The organism is Streptomyces sp. NPDC058579, from assembly GCF_042718575.1.
Lineage (GTDB): Bacteria > Actinomycetota > Actinomycetes > Streptomycetales > Streptomycetaceae > Streptomyces.
In genome coordinates, this window is record NZ_JBHXPI010000024.1 from 1 (window position 1) to 19,868 (window position 19,868).

Annotated in this window: 19 protein-coding genes and 1 rRNA gene; 16 read left to right on the forward strand and 4 right to left on the reverse strand. The window is 70.7% G+C overall.

Annotation, left to right across the window (positions count from 1 at the left end; all coding sequences use genetic code 11):
- The 9 genes from rrf to ACFWRO_RS24150 all read left to right on the forward strand — a co-directional run.
- Positions 1 to 92: ribosomal RNA gene (gene rrf / locus ACFWRO_RS24110) — 5S ribosomal RNA — on the forward strand; the annotation flags it as partial.
- Between the two features lie 72 nt (positions 93 to 164).
- The gene (locus tag ACFWRO_RS24115; RefSeq protein ID WP_384513132.1) at positions 165 to 812 is read left to right on the forward strand and encodes an HAD family hydrolase; all 648 of its coding nucleotides are present in this window, start codon (positions 165 to 167) and stop codon (positions 810 to 812) included.
- A gap of 43 nt (positions 813 to 855) precedes the next feature.
- Positions 856 to 2,058 (forward strand): MFS transporter, encoded by a 1,203-nt coding sequence (locus ACFWRO_RS24120; protein ID WP_384513133.1) that lies wholly within the window; start codon positions 856 to 858, stop codon positions 2,056 to 2,058.
- A complete protein-coding gene (locus ACFWRO_RS24125) occupies positions 2,027 to 3,205 on the forward strand; it encodes an acetoin utilization protein AcuC (RefSeq protein ID WP_384513134.1) in 1,179 nt (392 codons plus the stop codon). The genes ACFWRO_RS24120 and ACFWRO_RS24125 overlap by 32 nt, the downstream gene beginning before the upstream one ends.
- Before the next feature lie 96 nt (positions 3,206 to 3,301).
- Positions 3,302 to 4,117, forward strand: a complete 816-nt coding sequence (locus ACFWRO_RS24130; protein ID WP_384513135.1) for a phosphatase — start codon at positions 3,302 to 3,304, stop codon at positions 4,115 to 4,117.
- A 128-nt stretch (positions 4,118 to 4,245) separates the two neighbouring features.
- On the forward strand, positions 4,246 to 4,455 hold the full coding sequence (locus tag ACFWRO_RS24135; RefSeq protein WP_158988220.1) for a helix-turn-helix domain-containing protein: 210 nt from the start codon (positions 4,246 to 4,248) through the stop codon (positions 4,453 to 4,455).
- A 121-nt stretch (positions 4,456 to 4,576) separates the two neighbouring features.
- Positions 4,577 to 4,675 (forward strand): 30S ribosomal protein bS22, encoded by a 99-nt coding sequence (locus ACFWRO_RS24140; protein ID WP_003948845.1) that lies wholly within the window; start codon positions 4,577 to 4,579, stop codon positions 4,673 to 4,675.
- Positions 4,676 to 4,893: 218 nt separating this feature from the next.
- Positions 4,894 to 5,934 carry an NAD-dependent epimerase/dehydratase family protein gene (locus ACFWRO_RS24145; protein WP_384513136.1) on the forward strand — a complete coding sequence of 347 codons (1,041 nt, stop codon included), beginning with the start codon at positions 4,894 to 4,896 and terminating at the stop codon, positions 5,932 to 5,934.
- A 2-nt stretch (positions 5,935 to 5,936) separates the two neighbouring features.
- Positions 5,937 to 6,995 (forward strand): lysophospholipid acyltransferase family protein, encoded by a 1,059-nt coding sequence (locus ACFWRO_RS24150; protein ID WP_384513137.1) that lies wholly within the window; start codon positions 5,937 to 5,939, stop codon positions 6,993 to 6,995.
- Between the two features lie 84 nt (positions 6,996 to 7,079).
- Here the strand turns inward: ACFWRO_RS24150 and ACFWRO_RS24155 are convergent, their stop codons facing one another.
- The 3 genes from ACFWRO_RS24155 to ACFWRO_RS24165 form a co-directional block, all read right to left on the reverse strand.
- Positions 7,080 to 8,288 carry a DUF5667 domain-containing protein gene (locus tag ACFWRO_RS24155; protein WP_384513138.1) on the reverse strand — a complete coding sequence of 403 codons (1,209 nt, stop codon included), beginning with the start codon at positions 8,286 to 8,288 and terminating at the stop codon, positions 7,080 to 7,082.
- A gap of 340 nt (positions 8,289 to 8,628) precedes the next feature.
- A complete protein-coding gene (locus ACFWRO_RS24160) occupies positions 8,629 to 9,420 on the reverse strand; it encodes an ECF subfamily RNA polymerase sigma factor, BldN family (RefSeq protein ID WP_384513139.1) in 792 nt (263 codons plus the stop codon).
- Between the two features lie 432 nt (positions 9,421 to 9,852).
- The gene (locus ACFWRO_RS24165; RefSeq protein WP_384513140.1) at positions 9,853 to 10,809 is read right to left on the reverse strand and encodes an HAD family hydrolase; all 957 of its coding nucleotides are present in this window, start codon (positions 10,807 to 10,809) and stop codon (positions 9,853 to 9,855) included.
- Between the two features lie 156 nt (positions 10,810 to 10,965).
- Here ACFWRO_RS24165 and ACFWRO_RS24170 point away from each other — a divergent pair, with 156 nt between their 5' ends.
- The 7 genes from ACFWRO_RS24170 (at position 10,966) to ACFWRO_RS24200 (ending at position 17,933) form a co-directional block, all read left to right on the forward strand.
- Positions 10,966 to 11,259 (forward strand): glutaredoxin family protein, encoded by a 294-nt coding sequence (locus ACFWRO_RS24170; protein WP_384513141.1) that lies wholly within the window; start codon positions 10,966 to 10,968, stop codon positions 11,257 to 11,259.
- 272 nt (positions 11,260 to 11,531) lie between these two features.
- Positions 11,532 to 12,323: a redox-sensing transcriptional repressor Rex gene (locus tag ACFWRO_RS24175; RefSeq protein WP_384513143.1), complete on the forward strand. Its 792-nt coding sequence runs from the start codon at positions 11,532 to 11,534 to the stop codon at positions 12,321 to 12,323.
- Positions 12,320 to 13,702 carry a glutamyl-tRNA reductase gene (locus ACFWRO_RS24180; protein ID WP_384513144.1) on the forward strand — a complete coding sequence of 461 codons (1,383 nt, stop codon included), beginning with the start codon at positions 12,320 to 12,322 and terminating at the stop codon, positions 13,700 to 13,702. The genes ACFWRO_RS24175 and ACFWRO_RS24180 overlap by 4 nt, the downstream gene beginning before the upstream one ends.
- Positions 13,699 to 14,685, forward strand: a complete 987-nt coding sequence (gene hemC / locus ACFWRO_RS24185; RefSeq protein ID WP_384513145.1) for a hydroxymethylbilane synthase — start codon at positions 13,699 to 13,701, stop codon at positions 14,683 to 14,685. The genes ACFWRO_RS24180 and hemC overlap by 4 nt, the downstream gene beginning before the upstream one ends.
- Positions 14,682 to 16,352, forward strand: coding sequence for a uroporphyrinogen-III synthase (locus ACFWRO_RS24190; RefSeq protein ID WP_384513147.1), 1,671 nt, complete (start codon positions 14,682 to 14,684; stop codon positions 16,350 to 16,352). Before hemC ends, ACFWRO_RS24190 begins: the two co-directional genes overlap by 4 nt.
- A 246-nt stretch (positions 16,353 to 16,598) precedes the next feature.
- Positions 16,599 to 17,612: a porphobilinogen synthase gene (gene hemB, locus ACFWRO_RS24195; RefSeq protein ID WP_384513149.1), complete on the forward strand. Its 1,014-nt coding sequence runs from the start codon at positions 16,599 to 16,601 to the stop codon at positions 17,610 to 17,612.
- A gap of 51 nt (positions 17,613 to 17,663) precedes the next feature.
- Complete coding sequence (locus tag ACFWRO_RS24200; RefSeq protein WP_384513283.1) at positions 17,664 to 17,933, forward strand: DUF1876 domain-containing protein; 270 nt, start codon at positions 17,664 to 17,666, stop codon at positions 17,931 to 17,933.
- Positions 17,934 to 18,049: 116 nt separating this feature from the next.
- Here the strand turns inward: ACFWRO_RS24200 and argS are convergent, their stop codons facing one another.
- Positions 18,050 to 19,813 (reverse strand): arginine--tRNA ligase, encoded by a 1,764-nt coding sequence (argS, locus tag ACFWRO_RS24205; protein WP_384513150.1) that lies wholly within the window; start codon positions 19,811 to 19,813, stop codon positions 18,050 to 18,052.
- Between the last annotated feature and the right edge of the window lie 55 nt (positions 19,814 to 19,868).

Consider the following 19,868-nt stretch of genomic DNA (forward strand, 5'->3'; position numbering starts at 1 on the left):
CGCCCGGTTACATTCCGAACCCGGAAGCTAAGCCTTTCAGCGCCGATGGTACTGCAGGGGGGACCCTGTGGGAGAGTAGGACGCCGCCGAACAATCATTGTGGGAAAGCCCCGCACCTTATGGTGCGGGGCTTTTCTGCGTTTACGGGCACCTATCGTTGAGGCATGCGCTATGACCTGGTCGTCTTCGACAACGACGGTGTGCTCGTCGACAGTGAGCCCCTCGCCAACACCATCCTGGCCGGCTATCTGACCGAGCTCGGGCACCCCACCTCCTACGAGGACTCCCTGCGCGACTACATGGGCGCCGCAGTCCATCGCGTACACGACCTGATCCATGAGCGGACCGGGCAGCGGCTGCCTGCGGACTTCGACGAGACGCTGCACGCGCGCACGTTCGAGGGCTTCGAGCGGGAGTTGGAGCCCGTCGCCGGGGTGACCGATGTGTTGAAGCAGCTCGTCGCGGAGGGGGTTCCGTACTGTCTCGCGTCCTCCGGGTCCCATGAGCGGATCCGGGTCGGGCACCGGAAGACCGGGCTCGACGCGTGGTTCAGGGACGAGAACATCTTCAGCGCCGAGGACGTCGGGCGGGGCAAGCCGGCGCCCGACCTGTTCCTCCACGCCGCCGAGCGGATGAGGGTCGCGCCCGAGCGGTGTGTGGTGGTCGAGGACAGCCGGCTCGGGGTCCAGGCGGCGCTGGCCGCCGGGATGGACGTGTACGGGTTCACCGCGATGACGTCCGAGGAGAAGCTCGTCGGCGCCAACGGGTTCTTCGGCGGGATGGAGGAGCTCCCGGCGATATTGGGTCTGTGATCCATCTACCCATGGGTAGAGCCGGGGCTTACTCTGTGCCGCCATGACGGATGCGCGATTGCGGCGTGGGCGGGGATCCCTGGCGGTCAGCTTCTTTGTGCAGGGAGTGACGTTCGCGCTCCTGGTGACCCGAATACCGGCGATCCAGGACCGGTACGGGATCTCCGACGGGCTGTTGCCCGCTTTTCTCGCCGCCGTGCCGATCCTCGCCGGTGTGTCCAGTGTGGCCACCGAGAAGGTCGTGGCGCGGGTGGGGCCGGGCGTGGTGCTGCGGTGGGCTCAGCCGCTCGTACTCCTCGGCCTGCTGGCCGTCGGGGCGGGGACGCAGCTGTGGCAGGCCGCACTCGCCCTCGGTGTCTTCGGGCTCGCGGTCGGTGCGCTGGACGCCTCCATGAACATGCTCGGGGTCAGCCTGCAACGGGAGTACGGGCGGAGCATCATGCTCGGGTTCCATGCCGCGTACAGCCTGGGCGGGATCGCCGGGGCCTCGCTGGCCTGGGCCGGGGCGCACTGGGATCTACCGCTGTTCGTGTCGTATCTGCCCGTGGTGGCCGTGTTGCTGCCGGCGGCGTTCGTGGGCAGTCGGTGGTACTTCGGTGGGGAGACCGCGCCCGCGGCCGTCGAGATGGGCAAGGGCGAGGGTGGAGGCGTGGCCTTCAAGCTGCTGTTGCCGCTCTGTCTCGTCATGACCTTCGCGTACATCGGTGACTCGACCGTCTCGAACTGGAGCGCCAAGTACCTGCAGGACGTGCTCGGCAGTTCGGAGGAGCTGGCGACCGTGCCGTACAACGCGTACATGGTCACCACCCTGCTCGGGCGGGCCGTGGGGGACTTCGGGGTGCGTCGGCTGGGGGCGACCGCCGTCGTGCGGGGTGGGGCGGTTCTGGCGGCGCTGGGGTTCGCTGTGGTCGCGGTGGCGCCGGGGGCCTGGGTGGGGATGGCCGGGTTCACGATCCTGGGGCTCGGGCTGAGTGTGATCGTGCCGCAGACGTTCGCGGCGGCCGGGCGGCTCTTCCCGGGGGCGAGCGACGCGGCGGTCGCGCGGCTGAACGTCTTCAACTACGTGGGGTTCCTGATCGGGTCCCCCTTGGTGGGGGCGCTCGGGGACGCGTGGAGCTATCGGGGGGCGATGGTCGTGCCGATGGTGCTGGTCCTGGTGACGGTGGTGTACGCCACGTCGTTCGGCTCTCGGGCGGCCCGATACGGTGGCGGGCATGAGCGGCCGCGCACTGTTGATGTGGGATGAAGCTGTCACGGAGTACGACTTCGGGTCCCAGCACCCGATGGATCCGGTTCGGCTCGCGCTGACCATGGGTCTCGTGCGGGCGTACGAGCTCGATCGTGCCGTGGACGTGGTGGCGGCGAAGCCGGCCGGTGACTCGACGCTGCGGCTCGTGCACCGCGAGGACTACGTGGCGGCCGTGCGGGCCGCCTCGGCCAACCCGAGGGCCGCGGACCAGGCGTACGGGCTCGGTACGGTCGACGACCCGGCGTTCGCCGGGATGCACGAGGCGTCCGCGCTGATCGCGGGGCAGTCGGTCGGGGCGGCGGAGGCGGTGTGGCGCGGGGAGGCCGCGCACGCGGTGAACTTCGCGGGCGGGCTGCACCACGCGATGCCGGGCTCCGCGTCCGGGTTCTGCATCTACAACGACGCGTCCCTGGCGATCGCCCGGCTGTTGGAGCTGGGCGCCGAGCGGGTCGCGTACGTGGATGTGGACGTGCACCACGGGGACGGGGTGCAGGCGGCGTTCTGGGAGGACCCGAGGGTCCTGACCATCTCGCTGCACGAGCACCCGAGGACGCTGTTCCCGCAGACCGGGTGGCCGGAGGAGACGGGCGCGGCCGGTGCCGGCGAGGGGTCCGCGGTGAACGTGGCGCTACCGGCGGGGACCGGGGACGCGGGGTGGCTGCGGGCCTTCCACGCCGTCGTACCGGAGCTGATCGCGGACTTCCGGCCGCAGTTCCTGGTGACGCAGCACGGGGCGGACACGCACTTCGAGGACCCGCTGGCGCATCTGGCGGTGTCGCTCGACGCGCAGCGGGCGGTGCAGGTCGCCTGCCACGAGCTGGCCCACGCGCACGTGGACGGTGGGAAGTGGCTGGCGCTGGGTGGCGGCGGGTACGCGGTGGTGGATGTCGTACCGCGGTCGTGGACGCATCTGGTGGGGATCGCCGGGCACGCGGAGATCGCCCCGGAGTCGGAGATCCCGTCGTCGTGGCGGGACCTGGTGTACGCGCGGACGCGGCAGCCGGGGCCCGCGCGGATGACGGACGGGCGGTGGCCGGTGGGCTGGCGCGAGTGGGAGGAGGGGTACGACCCCGCCGACCGGCTCGACCAGGCGGTCCTCGCGACGCGGCGGGCGTCGTTCCCGCTGCGGGGGCTGCTCGCGTAGCACGGGAGGCCGGGGCGGCCCCGTGCGGTTACGCCGACTGTGGGGTCTCGGACGGGTTTTGGCCCCTCGTCAGGTGCGCTGCGTCAGCATCGAGAGGTGCTGAGTACCGGGGCGTTGCGGGCGCATCTGTTGGCGGCGGGGTTGGCCGGGACGGTGGCGACCTCGCGGGAGGAGAGTCTGCGCAGCTATCGGCTCTTCGCCGCGCGAGATCCACGGGTGATGCTGGGTCTCGACCCCGAATGGGGCTGGGGCGAGGGAGACTTGCTGCGGCTGATGGCCGACAAGTGCGGGGTGTCGGGGGATCCGGCGCACCGCTCGGGGCCCGACGTCATCGATCCGGAGCGGACGTTGAGCGCGTTGGACGCGTTCGCGGAGCGGCTCGGCGAGGCGGCCGGCCGGCGGGCTCCGGTGCTGTTCGGGACCGGACATCCGCACCGATTGCTGGGCTTCTACGCCGCGCTCGCAGACGCTCTGTCGGCGGAGGGATGTCTTGTCCTCACCCCCGCGCAGGGGAGATGTGTCGACATAACGACCCGGTTCGGTCTACGCACGCACATCCTCGACTACGCGCGCGGAGTGGCGTTGGTGCGAGAACCCGGTCTGTCGGGAACCGGGCGTGAGACGGGGGCGCACACCCACTCGCCGCTGCCGGTTAGGGCCGCTCTGGAGGGGGTCGTGGACGGCGGCTGGCCGCTTCCGGAATTGGTCGTCGGGGACCACGGATGGGTCTGCGGGGCAGGTCAGCTGGGTATCGAGGCCATCGGGCTCGCCGATACGGACGATCCCGCGCTGTTCGTCGGGGAGGCCGAGGGGCAGGTCTCCGTGGCCGTTCCGCTTGACGACGGGGTACGTGCGGACCACTACCGGCCGCTCACTCGCTATGTACTCAATCGAGCGCGTCTGTCACGGTAAACGGCCAGTGGCTGCTCCTCTTCCCCACTCGTACCACACGCCCCTAGTCTGGAGCGTGAGCGCACAGCGACGCAGGGTCACCGGAGGGGAAGCCGGTGGGCGTCGTGTGCGGAAGGTACAGGTGGGTCATGGCTGCTGGCGATAGGCCTCTCAACGAGGTCAAGTTTCTTACCGTGGCGGAAGTCGCCTCGGTGATGCGTGTGTCGAAGATGACCGTGTACCGCTTGGTGCACAGCGGTCATCTGCCGGCGATTCGGGTGGGCAGGTCCTTCCGGGTCCCGGAACAGGCGGTTCACGAGTACCTCAGGGAGTCTTTCGTGGGGGTGGAGACGGCATAGCCGGGAGCTCGTGAACCCCTCGGATTACAAGCTCGGCGCTCGGGCCGGTAGGCTAGGCCGACGTAGGTCGTGTGGGCCCAGACGCCCCGCACCGAGTGAGAAGAAGTGAGCGAGGGTAGTCGTGGGCTCTGTTATCAAGAAGCGGCGCAAGCGGATGGCCAAGAAGAAGCACCGCAAGCTGCTCAAGCGCACCCGCGTTCAGCGTCGCAACAAGAAGTAAGCGACGTCTGTAACGACGGCTGTTTGTGCGTCGAGCGTGGCCCCGTACCGGAATCGGTGCGGGGCCACGCTTTTTTCGTGGGGTTTTCGGGTCGGGTTCCTTGACGTTGCCCACGGCGGTCATCGCGGCGCAACACCGAGGCGCTACGGTGGCGCACAGGGCCTCGCGGGAGCATCCGGAGGCCCGTACCGACGGAGAACCGACGGAAGGCGCTGATCTTGGGCAAGGTCGTGCTCGTCACCGGTGCGGCCCGGCATCTCGGAGGCCGTTTCGTACGGCGTCTCCAGCGGGATCCCGATGTGGAGCGGGTGGTCGCCGTGGACGCGGTCGCGCCGCCGCACGACCTCGGTGGGGCCGCCTTCGTGCGGGCGGACATCCGCCAGCCCGCCATCGCCAGGGTGCTCGCGGAGCACGAGGTGGACACGGTGGTCCACATGGACGTCACGGGGACGGCGCTGGGCGCCGGTGGCCGGACGTCCATCAAGGAGACCAACGTCATCGGCACCATGCAGCTGCTCGGCGCGTGCCAGAAGTCGCCGCGGATCGGGCGGCTCGTGATCAAGTCCAGTACGAGTGTCTACGGCTCCGCGCCCAGGGACCCGGCAGTGTTCACCGAGACGACCCCGGCGAAGTCGCTGCCGAGCGGTGGCTTCGCGAAGGACGCCGTCGAGGTCGAGGGGTACGTACGCGGCTTCGCGCGGCGTCGGCCCGACGTGGCCGTGTGCGTGCTGCGGTTCGCGAACATCCTCGGGCCCCGGGTGGACTCCCCGCTCGGTGAGTACCTGTCGCTGCCGGTCATGCCGACCGTGTTCGGCTACGACCCGAGGCTGCAGTTCGTCCACGAGGACGATGTGGTCGACGTGCTGCACCTGGCGGCGGGCGAGCCGCGCCGGGCGACGCTGAACAGCGGCACGTTCAACGTGGCGGGGGACGGTGTGCTGCTGCTCTCGCAGTGCGCGCGGCGGCTGGGGCGGCCGACGGTGCCGGTGCTGCTGCCGGCGGTCACCTGGGTGGGTTCGGCGCTGCGGACGGTCGGGGTGACCGACTTCTCGCCCGAGCAGATCCGGCTCCTCACCCACGGCCGGGTGGTCTCCACGGTCCAGATGCGCGAGACGCTCGGCTTCAGCCCCCGGTACACGACGGCCGAGACGTTCGCGGACTTCGTCCGCAGCAGGGGGCCGGGGCTGCTGCCGCCGGACAAGCTCGCGGGGGCCGTGGACCGGGTCGCTGCCCGGCTGGATCAGAAGGAGCCCAGGTAACGATGGCGGACGCCAAGGTCATTCCGTTCGACGACGACCGTTCCCGGACGCGCCGGCGCTTCGGCAGGGCGGCCAGGGATGCCGCCGTACGGGCTCTGCCGGGGCAGCAGGGGCCGGAGGAGTCGGTTGTGCGGGCCGCGGGGCCGGTGGAGCCTCTGGAGGCCGTGGCGGACGGTGCCGCGGGTGACTCCGTGGGCCCCGGGGACTCGGCGGGGCGCGGGGACTCGTGGGAGCGGCGGCTCGCGGGCGGGCTCGCCTTTCTGCGGCGGCGGGTGACGGGTGAGTACGAGGTCGACGAGTTCGGCTACGACAAGGAGCTCACCGACCAGGTCCTGATGTCGCTCGTGCGGCCGCTCGCGGAGAAGTACTTCCGGGTGGAAGTGAAGGGCGTGGAGAACATTCCCGCCGAGGGCGGCGCCCTGGTGGTGGCGAACCACTCCGGGACTCTGCCGCTGGACGGCCTGATGATGCAGGTCGCCGTGCACGACAACCATCCGGCGGGCCGTCATCTGCGGCTGCTCGCGGCGGACCTGGTCTTCATGCTGCCGGTCATAAACGAGCTGGCCCGCAAGGCCGGGCACACGCTGGCGTGCGCGGAGGACGCGGAGCGGCTGCTGCGGTCCGGGGAGATCGTCGGCGTCATGCCGGAGGGCTTCAAGGGCATCGGGAAGCCGTTCAGCGAGCGGTACAAGCTCCAGCGCTTCGGCCGGGGCGGGTTCGTGTCGACGGCGCTGCGGGCCGGGGTGCCGATCGTGCCGTGCTCGATCGTGGGCGCGGAGGAGATCTACCCGATGCTCGGCAACGCCAAGACGCTGGCGCGGGTGCTCGGCTTCCCGTACTTCCCGATCACGCCGACGTTCCCGTGGCTGGGGCCGCTGGGCGCGGTGCCGCTGCCGACGAAGTGGACGATCCAGTTCGGCGAGCCGATCATGACGGACGGCTATCCGCCGGAGGCGGTGGAGGACCCGATGCTGATGTTCAACCTGACCGACCAGGTCCGTGAGCAGATCCAGCACACCCTCTACAAGCTGCTGGTGCAGCGGAGGTCCGTGTTCTTCTGATCCGTGTTCTTCGGATCGATGGCGTACGGCAGTGGGGCGCTCCCTCCTGAGAGGGGGCGCCCCACTGCCGTGTCCGTACGCCTCCTAGGGGGCGTCCTCGCTGTCGATGCCGAGGCCGGGGAGCAGACCCGGCAGCAGCGGCGGCAGGGTGACGTCCGGCATCGGGGGCATCGACTGGCTGCCCGAGGGGGTCGGCAGGGTGCCGCCCGTCGGCGCCTGGTCGAGGAGCCCACCGGTGTTTCCACCGAGCAGGCCGTCGTTCTCCGGGGAGCCCGTGCCCGGGCCGCTGCCCGAGGGCTGGGGCCGGGTGGAGCCTTCGCCGCCGGCGGTGGGGGCGGCGGGGGAGGACGGCGGGCGCTGGGTGTGCGTACGCGGTGTGTCCTGCGGGGTGGCGGCGCCGCCGCTGTCGACGGCGCCCTTCTCCGGGGTGCGGGGGAGCATGCCCTGGAGTGGCTCGACCTCTTCGTCTATGGCGACGAAGACGTCGTTGACCTCGTTGCCGACGTCGGTGAGCTGGACCGGCAGGCGGTCGCGCAGGCCGATCCAGGTGGAGCGGTGGGCCTGGGCGAAGGAGTTGAGCCGGGCCATCGGGCCGATCTCGCCGTCCCGTTCGTACGCCTGGCGGAGCAGCCGGTGGCCCTCGGAGGCGTCGTGCTTCATGCCGCCGAGGACGCGCCGGATCTCGCTGAGCGACTCGTGGTCGAGGTCGCCCGCGCGGCCGCGCTCCATGAGCCTGCGGGCCTCGCTGAGCCGGGTCGAGGCCTGGTCCAGGTAGATCCCGCCCCGGTCGGCGTCGTCGTCCGCCATCCCGAGCTTGATGTCTTCCATCCCGCGCTTCAGCCCGTAGAGCGAGTCACCGGGGAGGGCGTCGGAACTCGCAGCGGCCACACCGCTGAAAGCGCCCGCGGCCACACCGACCGTGAGACCGCCGGCGGCGATCCCCTTCGACCAGCGGGAGCGTGGGCGCAATTTCCGGAGCGGGGAGGCCCGGTGGGCACCCCGCCCGCTCGATGTCCGCTGCTCCGGCACCGTAGGGCCCGCGGCTGCGCTCCCCTCCGCGAGCATCGCTTCCATGGCGGCGACGAGCTGGGCTCGTTGCACCACCTTGACCTCAGGGTCCATCTCCGGCTTCGGCAGCTCGCCGAGACCGTTCGCCAGGGCCAACAGCCGCCCCGGCTCGGACGGTTCGGCCGAGACCTCGGGCCGGTCGGCCGCGGTGTCCTCGGGCGTCCGATCGTCCAGGGCCTGGGCGAAGGCGTTCGCCCGCCGGTGTGCCGATACGTTCGCGATCACTGGCGGCACCTCCTCTCGTCATGACGGTCGACTCCCTGGGGTGTCCGGAAGGTTGCACACCTTGAACACATCCACACGAACGAGTGAGTGGCTGTGGGCATGGCGTGACCACAGGGAGCCTGCATCCCGCACAACGAGCGGCGCGGCACTTGGGTTACGCGCGAAAGATGATCGGACCAGTGCGTCATCGAGGCGTCACCGACTGTGAGTTGGGCGGGGGTCGGGGGGATGTGGGGGGAGGGTGGGGAGAAGGGCGCGGGAGGGTGGGGGAAAGGGCGCCGGAAGGTGGGGGGCGGGGCGCGACGCGGTTGGTGGGGGCGCGTGTGGGGGGCGCGAAGGGTCAGCGGGCGTCGTCCGGGAGCAGGCGTGCCAGGGTGCGCACGGCCCGGTACTGGAGGGTCTTGATCGCACCCTCGTTCTTGCCCATGACCCGGGCCGTCTCTGCGACGGAGAGGCCCTGCAGGAAGCGCAGGGTCACGCACTCCTGCTGCTGGGGGTTGAGCCGGCGGACGGCGTCGAGGAGCGCGGCGTTGGAGAGGGACTCCAGGACCGAGTCCTCGGGGCTGCGCTCGACCTCGTTGGCGTCGAGCATCTCGCCGGTGGTCACTTCGAGGCGGAAGCGGCTCGACTTGAAGTGGTCGGCGACCAGGTTGCGGGCGATGGTCACCAGCCAGGCGCCGAAGTCGCGGCCCTGCCAGGTGAAGGTGGAGATCCGGCGCAGGGCGCGCAGGAACGTCTCGCTGGTCAGGTCCTCCGCCGTCGCCTTCCCGCCGACGCGGTAGTAGATGTAGCGGTAGACGGTGTCGCTGTACTGGTCGTACAGCCGGCCGAAGGCCTCGGCCTCACCGGCCTGGGCGCGCTCGACGAGGTCCATCATGCGGGCGCTGTCGCTGTCGGCGGTGGGGCGGCGGGCGGCGGTCGAGGTTCCGGTGCCGCCGCGACTGCCCCTTCTGCCGACAGCGGCTCCGCTCTCGGCGAGGGCATAGCAGGGACCGGCGGGTGCCGGTGTGGCGAAGGCAAAGGCGGGGACGGGGCCGGCGTACGCGGTGGGGACGAAGCCGCGCAACTGGTCGAGGACCGTTGCGCGCAGCGTAGCCAGGCCCGAGGTGTCAACCCCGACGTGTGGGTACACGGGACTCCCAGAGGCAGAGCTTCCATCACGTGCAGTGCGGGACCGTTCACTCGTCGTGGCGACGTGTGGGTTCCGTTGTGCGTCTGAGGAGAATAACGCTTCGTACAGGCGGCGCTACACCCAGTTGCTCAAATCATCGATTCCGTCGCATTGGTTACTGCTTGTGGGCGGGATCGATCGCGCTTCGTGACCGGTTGTTGATCGAATTGCTTCCGAGTGTGACTGCGCGCACGCTCTGTTGTGCTCAAGTGCTAAGGCGTGGAGTGATCCGCGCCGGTGCGGGGTAAGAAGCCGCGAATGCGCGCGAGTCGACCTGTGCGGTGGTGTTCGACCACGCACGGGTGAGGAGAGTTGGTCTCGGGTTGTCGGAGACGATCGCAGCCGAAACGTATCGGCAGCGGCCCGCCACGCCTGGCGGGACCGGAGTCGGGGTCAGCGGCGCCGGCGGTGCAGGGCGACCGCGGCGGCCGTGCCGCCCGCGAGCGCGCCGACGCCCGCAGCGGCCGGGATGCCGACCTTGGCGGCCTTGCGGCCCGTCCGGTAGTCGCGCAGCCGCCAGTCGCGGGCCTTGGCGTGCTTGCGCAGCTTGGTGTCCGGGTTGATGGCGTAGGGGTGGCCGACCAGCGAGAGCATCGGGATGTCGTTGTGCGAGTCGCTGTACGCCGCGCAGCGGTTGAGGTCCAGGCCCTCGGCGGCGGCGAGCGCGCGCACGGCCTCCGCCTTGGCGGGTCCGTGCAGCGGTTCGCCGACGAGCTTGCCGGTGTAGACGCCGTCGACGGACTCGGCGACTGTGCCGAGCGCGCCGGTCAGGCCGAGGCGGCGGGCGATGATCGTGGCCGTCTCCACGGGCGCGGCGGTGACGAGCCAGACCTTCTGGCCGGCGTCGAGGTGGGCCTGGGCGAGCGCGCGGGTGCCGGGCCAGATGCGGTCGGCCATGTACTCGTCGTAGATCTCCTCGCCGATGGACATCAGCTCGGAGACGCGGTGGCCCTTGACGATGGACAGGGCGCTGTCGCGGGCGTCCTGCATGTGCTCGGGGTCCTCGACGCCGGCCAGCCGGAACCACGCCTGCTGCCAGGCGAACCGGGCCAGTTCGCGGCGCTGGAAGAACTTCCGCTTGTACAGGCCGCGGCCGAAGTGGAAGATCGCGGCGCCCTGCATCACGGTGTTGTCGAGGTCGAAGAAGGCGGCGGCCTCGGAGTCCCCGACGACGGGGAACTCGGGCTCGGCGGGCTTCTCGGGGAGTGCGGTCGCGGCGCGCGCCGTCTCCCGTTCCGCTTCGAGCTGTTGCGAGGTCTTGCGCGCCGCCTCCGCGGCGGCCTCGCCTGCCAGAACGCTGCGCGCGGTGGCGGAGCGCCTACGGGGGGTGAGCCATCCCAATGCGGCCATGTCGTGAGCATAGCCAGTCTGTTCGGTACTTCCCGACCTCCCGGGGTGCCGAGGCGTGAACACTCCGCGACTCTCCTGTTAAACGGACAATGGGGGCAAGCTGGATACAGGGGCCACGGCCGTGAAGGCCGGGGGCAGCGCCCGGCGCGGCGCAGAATGGACGGCATGTTTGGACGAGCGAAGAAGAACACCTCCGCCGCTTCCGACGCCGCCGCGCGGACGGTGACGCTGATCGGGAAGCCGGGCTGTCATCTCTGCGACGACGCCCGGGCCGTGATCGAGGCCGTCTGCGCCGAGACGGGGGCGCGCTGGGAGGAGAAGGACATCACCCAGGACGAGGCGTTGCACCGGGCGTACTGGGAGCAGATTCCGGTGGTTCTGGTCGACGGCGAGCAGCACACCTTCTGGCGTGTGGACGCCGCGCGACTTCGGCGTGAACTGGGTGGCTGACGCGAAGACGGCTACCATCGTGGACGCTTTGATGGGTTTCGGGGGCGTGATCGTGAGGAGAGTGTGCGGTTTTGCCCCCTTCGGGTACTCAACGGGCCGACACGCTCCCCGGTTCCGTCCTGGCGCGTTCCTGTCGCGTGACCCCGGTCACTTTGGCCGGACAAAACGGACACCATCTTTGTGCACGCGTTCACAAAGACATAGCCTGCATTCGACGGGGCGGTCTTGGGACACACGGCCGCCTGCAGCCCCGCTCATCCCGCAGGAGCACCGTGGCAACTGGCCGAACTCACCGACCGGCGACCCGTAGCCGAGGAATTCCCGAGGCCACCGTCGCCCGGCTTCCGCTGTATCTGCGTGCGCTCACCGCACTGTCGGAGCGCTCCGTACCCACGGTCTCCTCCGAGGAGCTCGCAGCCGCCGCGGGCGTCAACTCCGCGAAGCTGCGCAAGGACTTCAGCTACCTCGGCTCGTACGGGACGCGTGGCGTCGGCTACGACGTCGAGTACCTCGTGTACCAGATCTCCCGTGAGCTCGGCCTGACGCAGGACTGGCCCGTCGTCATCGTCGGTATCGGTAACCTCGGCGCCGCCCTCGCCGGCTACGGCGGGTTCGCCTCCCGAGGCTTCCGCGTCGCCGCGCTGATCGACGCCGACCCCGCCATGACCGGCAAGCCGGTCGCCGGGATCCCCGTCCAGCACAGCGACGACCTCGAGAAGATCATCAGCGAGGACGGCGTCTCCATCGGCGTCATCGCGACCCCCGCCGGCGTCGCCCAGCAGGTCTGCGACCGGCTCGTGGCCGCCGGGGTCACCTCCATCCTGAACTTCGCCCCGACCGTGCTCTCCGTGCCCGACGGCGTGGACGTGCGCAAGGTCGACCTCTCCATCGAGCTGCAGATCCTCGCCTTCCACGAGCAGCGCAAGGCCGGCGAGGAGGCGGAGGCCGAGGCCGCCGCCGCACCGGCGCCGCCCGCGCCGCTCACCCCGGCGGGCGAGCCCCAGGCCAAGAACACCGGTCGCAAGGGACCCGACGGGGACGTCCCCGCCGTGATGCCGGCATGAGCCTCCTCGTCGTCGGCCTCAGCCACCGCAGCGCACCCGTCTCCGTCCTGGAGCGGGCCTCGCTCGCCACGGACACCCAGGCCAAGCTGCTGCAGGACACCCTCGCCGCCGAACCGGCCGCCGAGGGCGCGGTCCTCGCCACCTGCAACCGCATCGAGCTCTACGCCGACGTGGACAAGTTCCACGCCGGTGTCGCCGAGCTGTCCACGCTCCTCGCCCAGCACAGCGGCGTCGGGCTGGAAGAGCTCACCCCTTATCTGTACGTGCACTACGAGGACCGGGCCGTCCACCACCTCTTCTCGGTGGCCTGCGGGCTCGACTCCATGGTCGTCGGCGAGGGCCAGATCCTCGGCCAGATCAAGGACGCCCTCGCGCTCGGCCAGGACCTGCACACCGCGGGACGGCTCCTCAACGACCTGTTCCAGCAGGCGCTGCGGGTCGGCAAGCGCGCCCACAGCGAGACCGGGATCGACCGGGCCGGGCAGTCGCTCGTCACGTTCGGGCTCCAGCAGCTCGCCGACGGGGCGGACGTCGAGAGCTGGGCGAAGGGCAAGCGGGCGCTGGTCATCGGCGCCGGTTCGATGTCCTCGCTCGCCGCCGCCACCCTCGCGCGCGTCGGCGTCTCCGAGATCGTGATCGCCAACCGTACGGCCGCCCGCGCCGACCGGCTGGTCCAGATCCTCAACGAGCCTGGGGGTCCCCCCATGCGGAGCTATGGGGGAGGAACGGGCGTGGCCGCCCGGGCGGTCGAGATGGTTGCCGTCGGCGACGAACTGACACGTGCCGACATCGTCGTCTCCTGCACCGGAGCCACCGGACTCGTCCTGACGGGCGACGCCGTCGAGACCGCGACGGCGGGCCGTGAGGCCCCGCTCGCCCTGCTCGACCTCGCCATGCCCCGCGACATCGACGCCGCCGCCCACCGCATGCCGGGCGTCCGCCTCGTCGACATCGAGTCGCTCGCCGAGGCCTCCGCCGACGCACCCATGGCCGCCGACGTCGACCAGGTCCGCTCCATCGTCTCCGACGAGGTGGCCGCCTTCGGCGCCGCCCAGCGCGCCGCGCACATCACCCCGACCGTCGTCGCGCTCAGGACCATGGCCGCCGACGTCGTCGCCGGCGAGGTCGCCCGGCTGGAAGGGCGCCTGCCCGACCTCGACGACAAGCAGCGCGCCGAGATCACCCAGACCGTCCGCCGGGTGGTCGACAAGCTCCTGCACGCGCCGACCGTGCGGGTCAAGCAGCTGGCCAGCGAGCCCGGCGGCGCCGGGTACGCCGACGCGCTGCGGACACTCTTCGACCTCGACCCGGAGACGGTCGCCTCCGTCTCCCGGGCCGACCTGAATGACGCCGACGTCAAGAACCGAGGGCGAGTATGACCGAGAGGGCACTGAGGCTCGGGACCAGGCGCAGCAAGCTAGCCATGGCCCAGTCCGGTCAGGTGGCCGACGCCGTGCGGCGCGCGACCGGCCGGTCCGTCGAGCTCGTGGAGATCACGACGTACGGGGACGTCTCCCGTGAGCACCTCGCGCAGATCGGCGGCACCGGCGTGTTCGTCGCCGCCCTGCGCGACGCGCTCCTGGCCGGCGAGGTGGACTTCGCCGTCCACTCCCTGAAGGACCTGCCGACGGCCCAGCACCCCGAGCTTGTGCTGGCCGCCATCCCCGAGCGTGAGGACCCGCGCGACGTCCTCGTCACCCGCGAGGGGCTTTCGCTCGACCGGCTGCCCTCGGGCGCCCGGATCGGGACCGGTTCGCCGCGCAGGACCGCTCAGCTCAACGCGTACGCGCGCAGCCACGGGCTGACCATCGAGACCGTGCCGATCCGCGGGAACATCGACACCCGCGTCGGATACGTACGAGGCGGAGAGCTGGACGCGGTGGTTCTCGCCGCGGCCGGTCTCAACCGCATCGGCGGGACGGCGGAGCTCACCGGCTCCCTGTCGCTCGACCACCTGTCGGTCGACTCCGTCCTGCCCGCCCCCGGCCAGGGGGCACTGGCGATCGAGTGTCCGGCGTCCGACGCCGGTCTCGTCGCCGCGCTCGGCGCACTCGACGACCCGCTCACCCGGGCCGCCGTCACCGCCGAGCGTTCCCTGCTCGCCGCCCTGGAGGCCGGCTGCTCCGCACCCGTGGGTGCGCTGGCCGACCTGCTGGCCGAGGATTCCGGCCGCGGGCAGATTGTCACTGAAATGCGCCTGCGTGGCGTCGTCGGCACCACCGACGGCTCGACGCTGGTGCAGCTGTCCACCACCGGTCCCGTACCCGCGTCGCACGACGAGGCGATGGCGCTCGGACGCGAACTCGCGGACGAGATGCTCGCCAAGGGTGCGGCCGGTCTTATGGGGGAGCGAGCACTTTGAGCCCCACCAGCCCGACCACCAGCCCCGCGCCCGCGGCCGTCTTCGGACACGGGAGCGTCACCTTCCTAGGCGCCGGACCCGGCGACCCAGGACTGCTGACACTCCGGGCCGTCGAAGCCCTCGCCGGCGCGGACGTACTGATCGCCGAGCCCGAGGTGCTCGAAGTAGTCCGGTGTCATGCGCGCGCGGGGGTGAGCACGCCTGAGCTGACCGTTGTTGACGAGGCGTCAACAACCGCCGGTGTCCCCGTGTTGAGGGATGCGACCAATCTTGTCATGGAGGCCGCGAGGGGCGGCAAGCGGGTCGTCCGTGCGGTGACCGGCGACCCCGGCCTCGACGGAAACGCAGGTCAGGAGATGATCGCCTGCGCCGCCGAGGGCATCCCCTTCGAGGTCGTGCCCGGTGTCGCCACGGCCGTCGGCGTACCCGCGTACGCCGGTGTCCCGCTGCGCGACGCGCAGGGCACCGACGTGCGGTTCGTGGACGCCCGTACCGCCGACGACCGCTGCTGGACCGAGGTCGGCGCCTCGGACGGCACCGTGGTCGTCTCCACCTCGCTCGACGCGGTGGCCGCGGCGGCCGGTGAACTGGTGGCGGCTGGCCGTAAGCCGGACACCCCGCTCACCGTGACCATCGGCGGCACCACGACCCGGCAGCGGACCTGGACCGCGACGCTCGGCACCATCGCCCAGGTCTTCAAGCAGGGCAAGGTGCTCCCCTCGCCCGAGGGCCACCGGCCGGTCATAGCCGTGGTCGGCGAGCGCAGCGCCCCGGCGCAGCGGGACCAACTGGCGTGGTTCGAGTCCAAGCCGCTCTTCGGCTGGCGGGTGCTCGTGCCGCGCACGAAGGAGCAGTCCGCGTCGCTCTCCGACCAGCTGCGTTCGTACGGTGCGGTGCCGCACGAGGTGCCGACGATCGCCGTCGAGCCGCCGCGGACGCCGCAGCAGATGGAGCGGGCCGTCAAGGGGCTCGTGACCGGGCGCTACGAGTGGATCGCGTTCACGTCGGTCAACGCCGTGAAGGCGGTGCGGGAGAAGTTCGAGGAGTACGGGCTCGACGCGCGGGCCTTCGCCGGGATCAAGGTCGCGGCGGTGGGCGAGCAGACGGCGGCTGCGCTGGTCGACTTCGGGGTCAAGCCGGATCTGGTGCCCAGTGGGGAGCAGAGCGCGGCTGGGTTGCTCGAGGACTGGCCGCCTTACGACCCCGTCTTCGATCCGATCGACCGGGTGTTCCTGCCGCGGGCCGACATCGCCACGGAGACACTGGTCGCGGGCCTCATCGAGCTCGGGTGGGAGGTCGACGACGTCACCGCCTACCGGACGGTGCGGGCGTCGCCGCCGCCGGCGGACACGCGTGAGGCGATCAAGGGCGGTGGCTTCGACGCCGTGCTCTTCACGTCCTCGTCGACGGTGCGGAACCTGGTCGGTATCGCCGGGAAGCCGCACAACGTGACCGTCATCGCCTGCATCGGGCCCGCCACCGCGAAGACCGCGGAGGAGCACGGGCTGCGGGTGGACGTGCTCTCGCCGGAGCCGTCGGTGCACAAGCTCGCGGAGGCGCTCGCGGACTTCGGTCTGCGGCGGCGGGCCGCGGCGCTGGAGGCGGGCGACCCGGTGACGCGGCCGTCGGAGCGGCGGCCGGGTGCGCGGAGGCGTCGCACGACGTAGTCGTCGCTGAGGTGTGTTGCTCGGGGTGCGGGGCCTTTTGGAGGTCCCGCACCTCGTGCGTTTCGGGGCCTTGTGAAGGGCGCCGGCCCCGGTGCGTAGGGGAACTCGGAGCTTGTCGCGCCCGTGAGGGCGCCGTCCCGTGTGCCCACCCGTCCCGCCCTGCGGGACGATTGCCCACACGGGGGCGGGCGGATGCCCACAATGGGTCGGCAAAAGCGGTCCGGCGGCGGGCGTAGCCTCGGGCTTATGAACTCGTACGGAACCTTTCCCGGGGCGCGGCCGCGGCGGCTGCGGACGACTCCTGCCATGCGGCGGATGGTGGCCGAGACGCGGCTGAGCCCGGCCGACCTGATCCTTCCCGCGTTCGTGCGCGAGGGGATCACCGAGCCGCGGCCGATCACCGCGATGCCCGGGGTGGTGCAGCACTCGCGGGACACCCTGCGCAAGGCCGCCGTGGAGGCGCTGGAGGCCGGGGTCTCCGGGATCATGCTCTTCGGCGTGCCCGAGGACGAGAAGAAGGACGCCGCAGGGACCGCCGGGACCGACCCGGACGGGATCCTGCAGGTCGCCATCCGTGACGTGAAGGCCGAGGTCGGCGACGACCTGGTGATCATGTCCGACCTCTGCCTCGACGAGTACACCGACCACGGGCACTGCGGCGTCCTGGACGAGAACGGGCGCGTCGACAACGACGCGACGCTGGAACGTTACGCCGAGATGGCCCAGGTCCAGGCCGACGCCGGCGTCCACGTCGTCGGTCCCTCCGGGATGATGGACGGTCAGGTCGGGGTGATCCGCGACGCCCTGGACACCATCGGCAAGGAGGACGTGTCGATCCTCGCGTACACCGCGAAGTACTCCTCCGCCTTCTACGGCCCCTTCCGCGAGGCCGTCGGCTCCTCCCTGCAGGGCGACCGCAAGACCTACCAGCAGGACCCGGCCAACCTCCGCGAGTCGCTGCGCGAGCTCGCGCTCGACCTGGAGGAGGGGGCCGACATGGTGATGGTGAAGCCCGCCGGCCCCTACCTGGACGTGCTCGCGAAGGTCGCCGAGGCCGTGGACGTGCCGGTCGCCGCGTACCAGATCAGTGGTGAGTACGCGATGGTCGAGGCCGCCGCCGAGAAGGGCTGGATCGACCGCGACAAGGCCATCCTCGAGACGCTCACCGGGATCAGGCGCGCCGGCGCGCAGATGATCCTCACCTATTGGGCCACCGAGGTCGCCCAGAAGCTCGGCCGCCCCTCGGGGAGCGGTTGGTAAGGAAGGGCCCGGCGGCGCACCCTGGAAGTACCTCAGGAGGTGGTCCTCATGATGCACACGCTCGTGGGATGGCACGTCGAGATGGAGTTCCAGGAAGAAGGCGACCGGACGAGGGCGGCCGCCATGGTGCGGCTGAGCGACGGCACGGAGTTCCGCGCCCACGGCAACGCCCAGCGGCACCCGTCCGACCCGGAGCAGTTGCGGGTCGGCGAGGAGATCGCGGGCGCCCGCGCGCTCATGGATCTCGCCTCGCAGCTTCTCCAGAAGGCCCACGTGGAGATCGACGAGGTGTCGGGACGCACGTCCCACCCGATTCGGTGACGCCCGCACGCGTTCCAGGGATGGCGACGGAAAGGCCCCGGCACGGTTTCCCGTGCCGGGGCCTTCCTCACGTCGTCATGCCCTCAGGTCCTCAGGTCTCCTCGGACCAGTACGGATCAGAGGCGCTCGGGCGTCCGGATGCCCAGCAGGGCCATGCCCTGGTGGAGCGTGCGCGCGGTCAGGTCGCAGATGAACAGGCGGTTCTCCGCGACCTCCTTCGGCGGCTCCGGCTTGATGACCGGGCACTGGTCGTAGAACGTCGTGTACAGCGACGCCAGCTGGTACAGGTACGCGGCCAGCTTGTGCGGGGCGTAGTCGGCGGCGGCCTCGGCCACCGTCTCGCCGAACTGGTCCAGGTGCAGACCGAGCGCGCGCTCCGCCGGGGCCAGCTCCAGCTCGGGGTGGGCGAGCGGGGTGCGGTCGCCGGCCTTGCCGAAGATCGACTTGATACGCGCGTACGCGTACTGGAGGTACACCGACGTGTCGCCGTTGAGCGACACCATCTGGTCCAGGTCGAACTTGTAGTCCCGCGCCGCCGACGTCGACAGGTCCGCGTACTTGACCGCGCCGATGCCCACCTGGGCGCCACGCTCGGCGATCTCGTCCTCGGTCAGGTCGCGGGCCTTCTCGCGGACCACGGACGCGGCCCGGTCGATCGCCTCGTCCAGCAGGTCCACCAGCCGGACCGTCTCGCCCTCACGGGTCTTGAACGGCTTGCCGTCCTTGCCGAGCACCGTGCCGAAGGCCAGCTGGACCGCCTTCACGTCCTCGTTCAGCCAGCCGGCCCTGCGGGCGGTCTCGAAGACCATCTTGAAGTGCAGGGACTGCCGGGCGTCGACCACGTACAGCAGGGTCGTCGCCTTCAGGTTCCCCACCCGGTCCCGGATCGCCGACAGGTCCGTCGCCGCGTAGCCGAAGCCGCCGTCGGACTTCTGCACGATCAGCGGGGTCGGGTTGCCGTCCGGGCCCTTGACGTCGTCGAAGAACACGCACAGCGCGCCGTTGGAGCGGACCGCGACGCCCGAGTCCTCCAGGATGCGGCAGGTCTCCGTCAGCATGTCGTTGTAGCCCGACTCGCCGACCACGTCCGGGTCGTCGATGTCCATGTCGAGCTTGTCGAAGACCGAGTAGAAGTAGATCTTCGACTCGTCGACGAACCGCTGCCACAGGGCACGGGTCTGCTCGTCGCCCGCCTGGAGGTCCACGACCCGCGCCCGCGCCCGGGTCTTGAACTCCTCGTCGGAGTCGAACAGCGCGCGCGAGGCCTTGTACAGCCGGTTCAGGTTGGACATGGCCTCCTCACCGGAGACCTCGTCCTCGGACCTGTGGTCCAGCTCGTGCGGGTGCTCCATCAAGTACTGGATGAGCATGCCGAACTGGGTGCCCCAGTCGCCGATGTGGTGGCGACGGACCACCTTCTCGCCCGTGAACTCCAGGATCTCGACCATCGCCGCGCCGATCACGGCCGACCGGAGGTGGCCGACGTGCATCTCCTTGGCCACGTTCGGCTGGGCGTAGTCGATCACCGTCGTGCCGGCGTCCTCGGCGAACGGCACACCGAGCCGGTCGTCCGCGGCGCGCGCGGCGAGGGTCTTGACGATCGCCTGGTCCGTGACCGTGATGTTCAGGAAGCCGGGGCCGGAGACCTCGATCTCCTTCAGCACGTCGTTCGCCGGGATTCCGTCGACGACCTTCGTCGCCAGCTCACGCGGATTGCCCTTGAGCTGCTTGGCGAGCGCCAGGATGCCGTTGGCCTGGAAGTCGGCCCGGTCGCTTCGTCGCAGCAGCGGGTCGGCGGAACCGGCCTCCGGCAGGGCTGCCGAGAGACCTTCCGCGAGACGCTGCTGCACGGTCGAAGCGAGGGAAGGGACCGAGGCCATGAGCTTCCGTTCCTGTCGGTGGTTCAATGGTGGGCTTTATCGCTTGTCAAGTGTC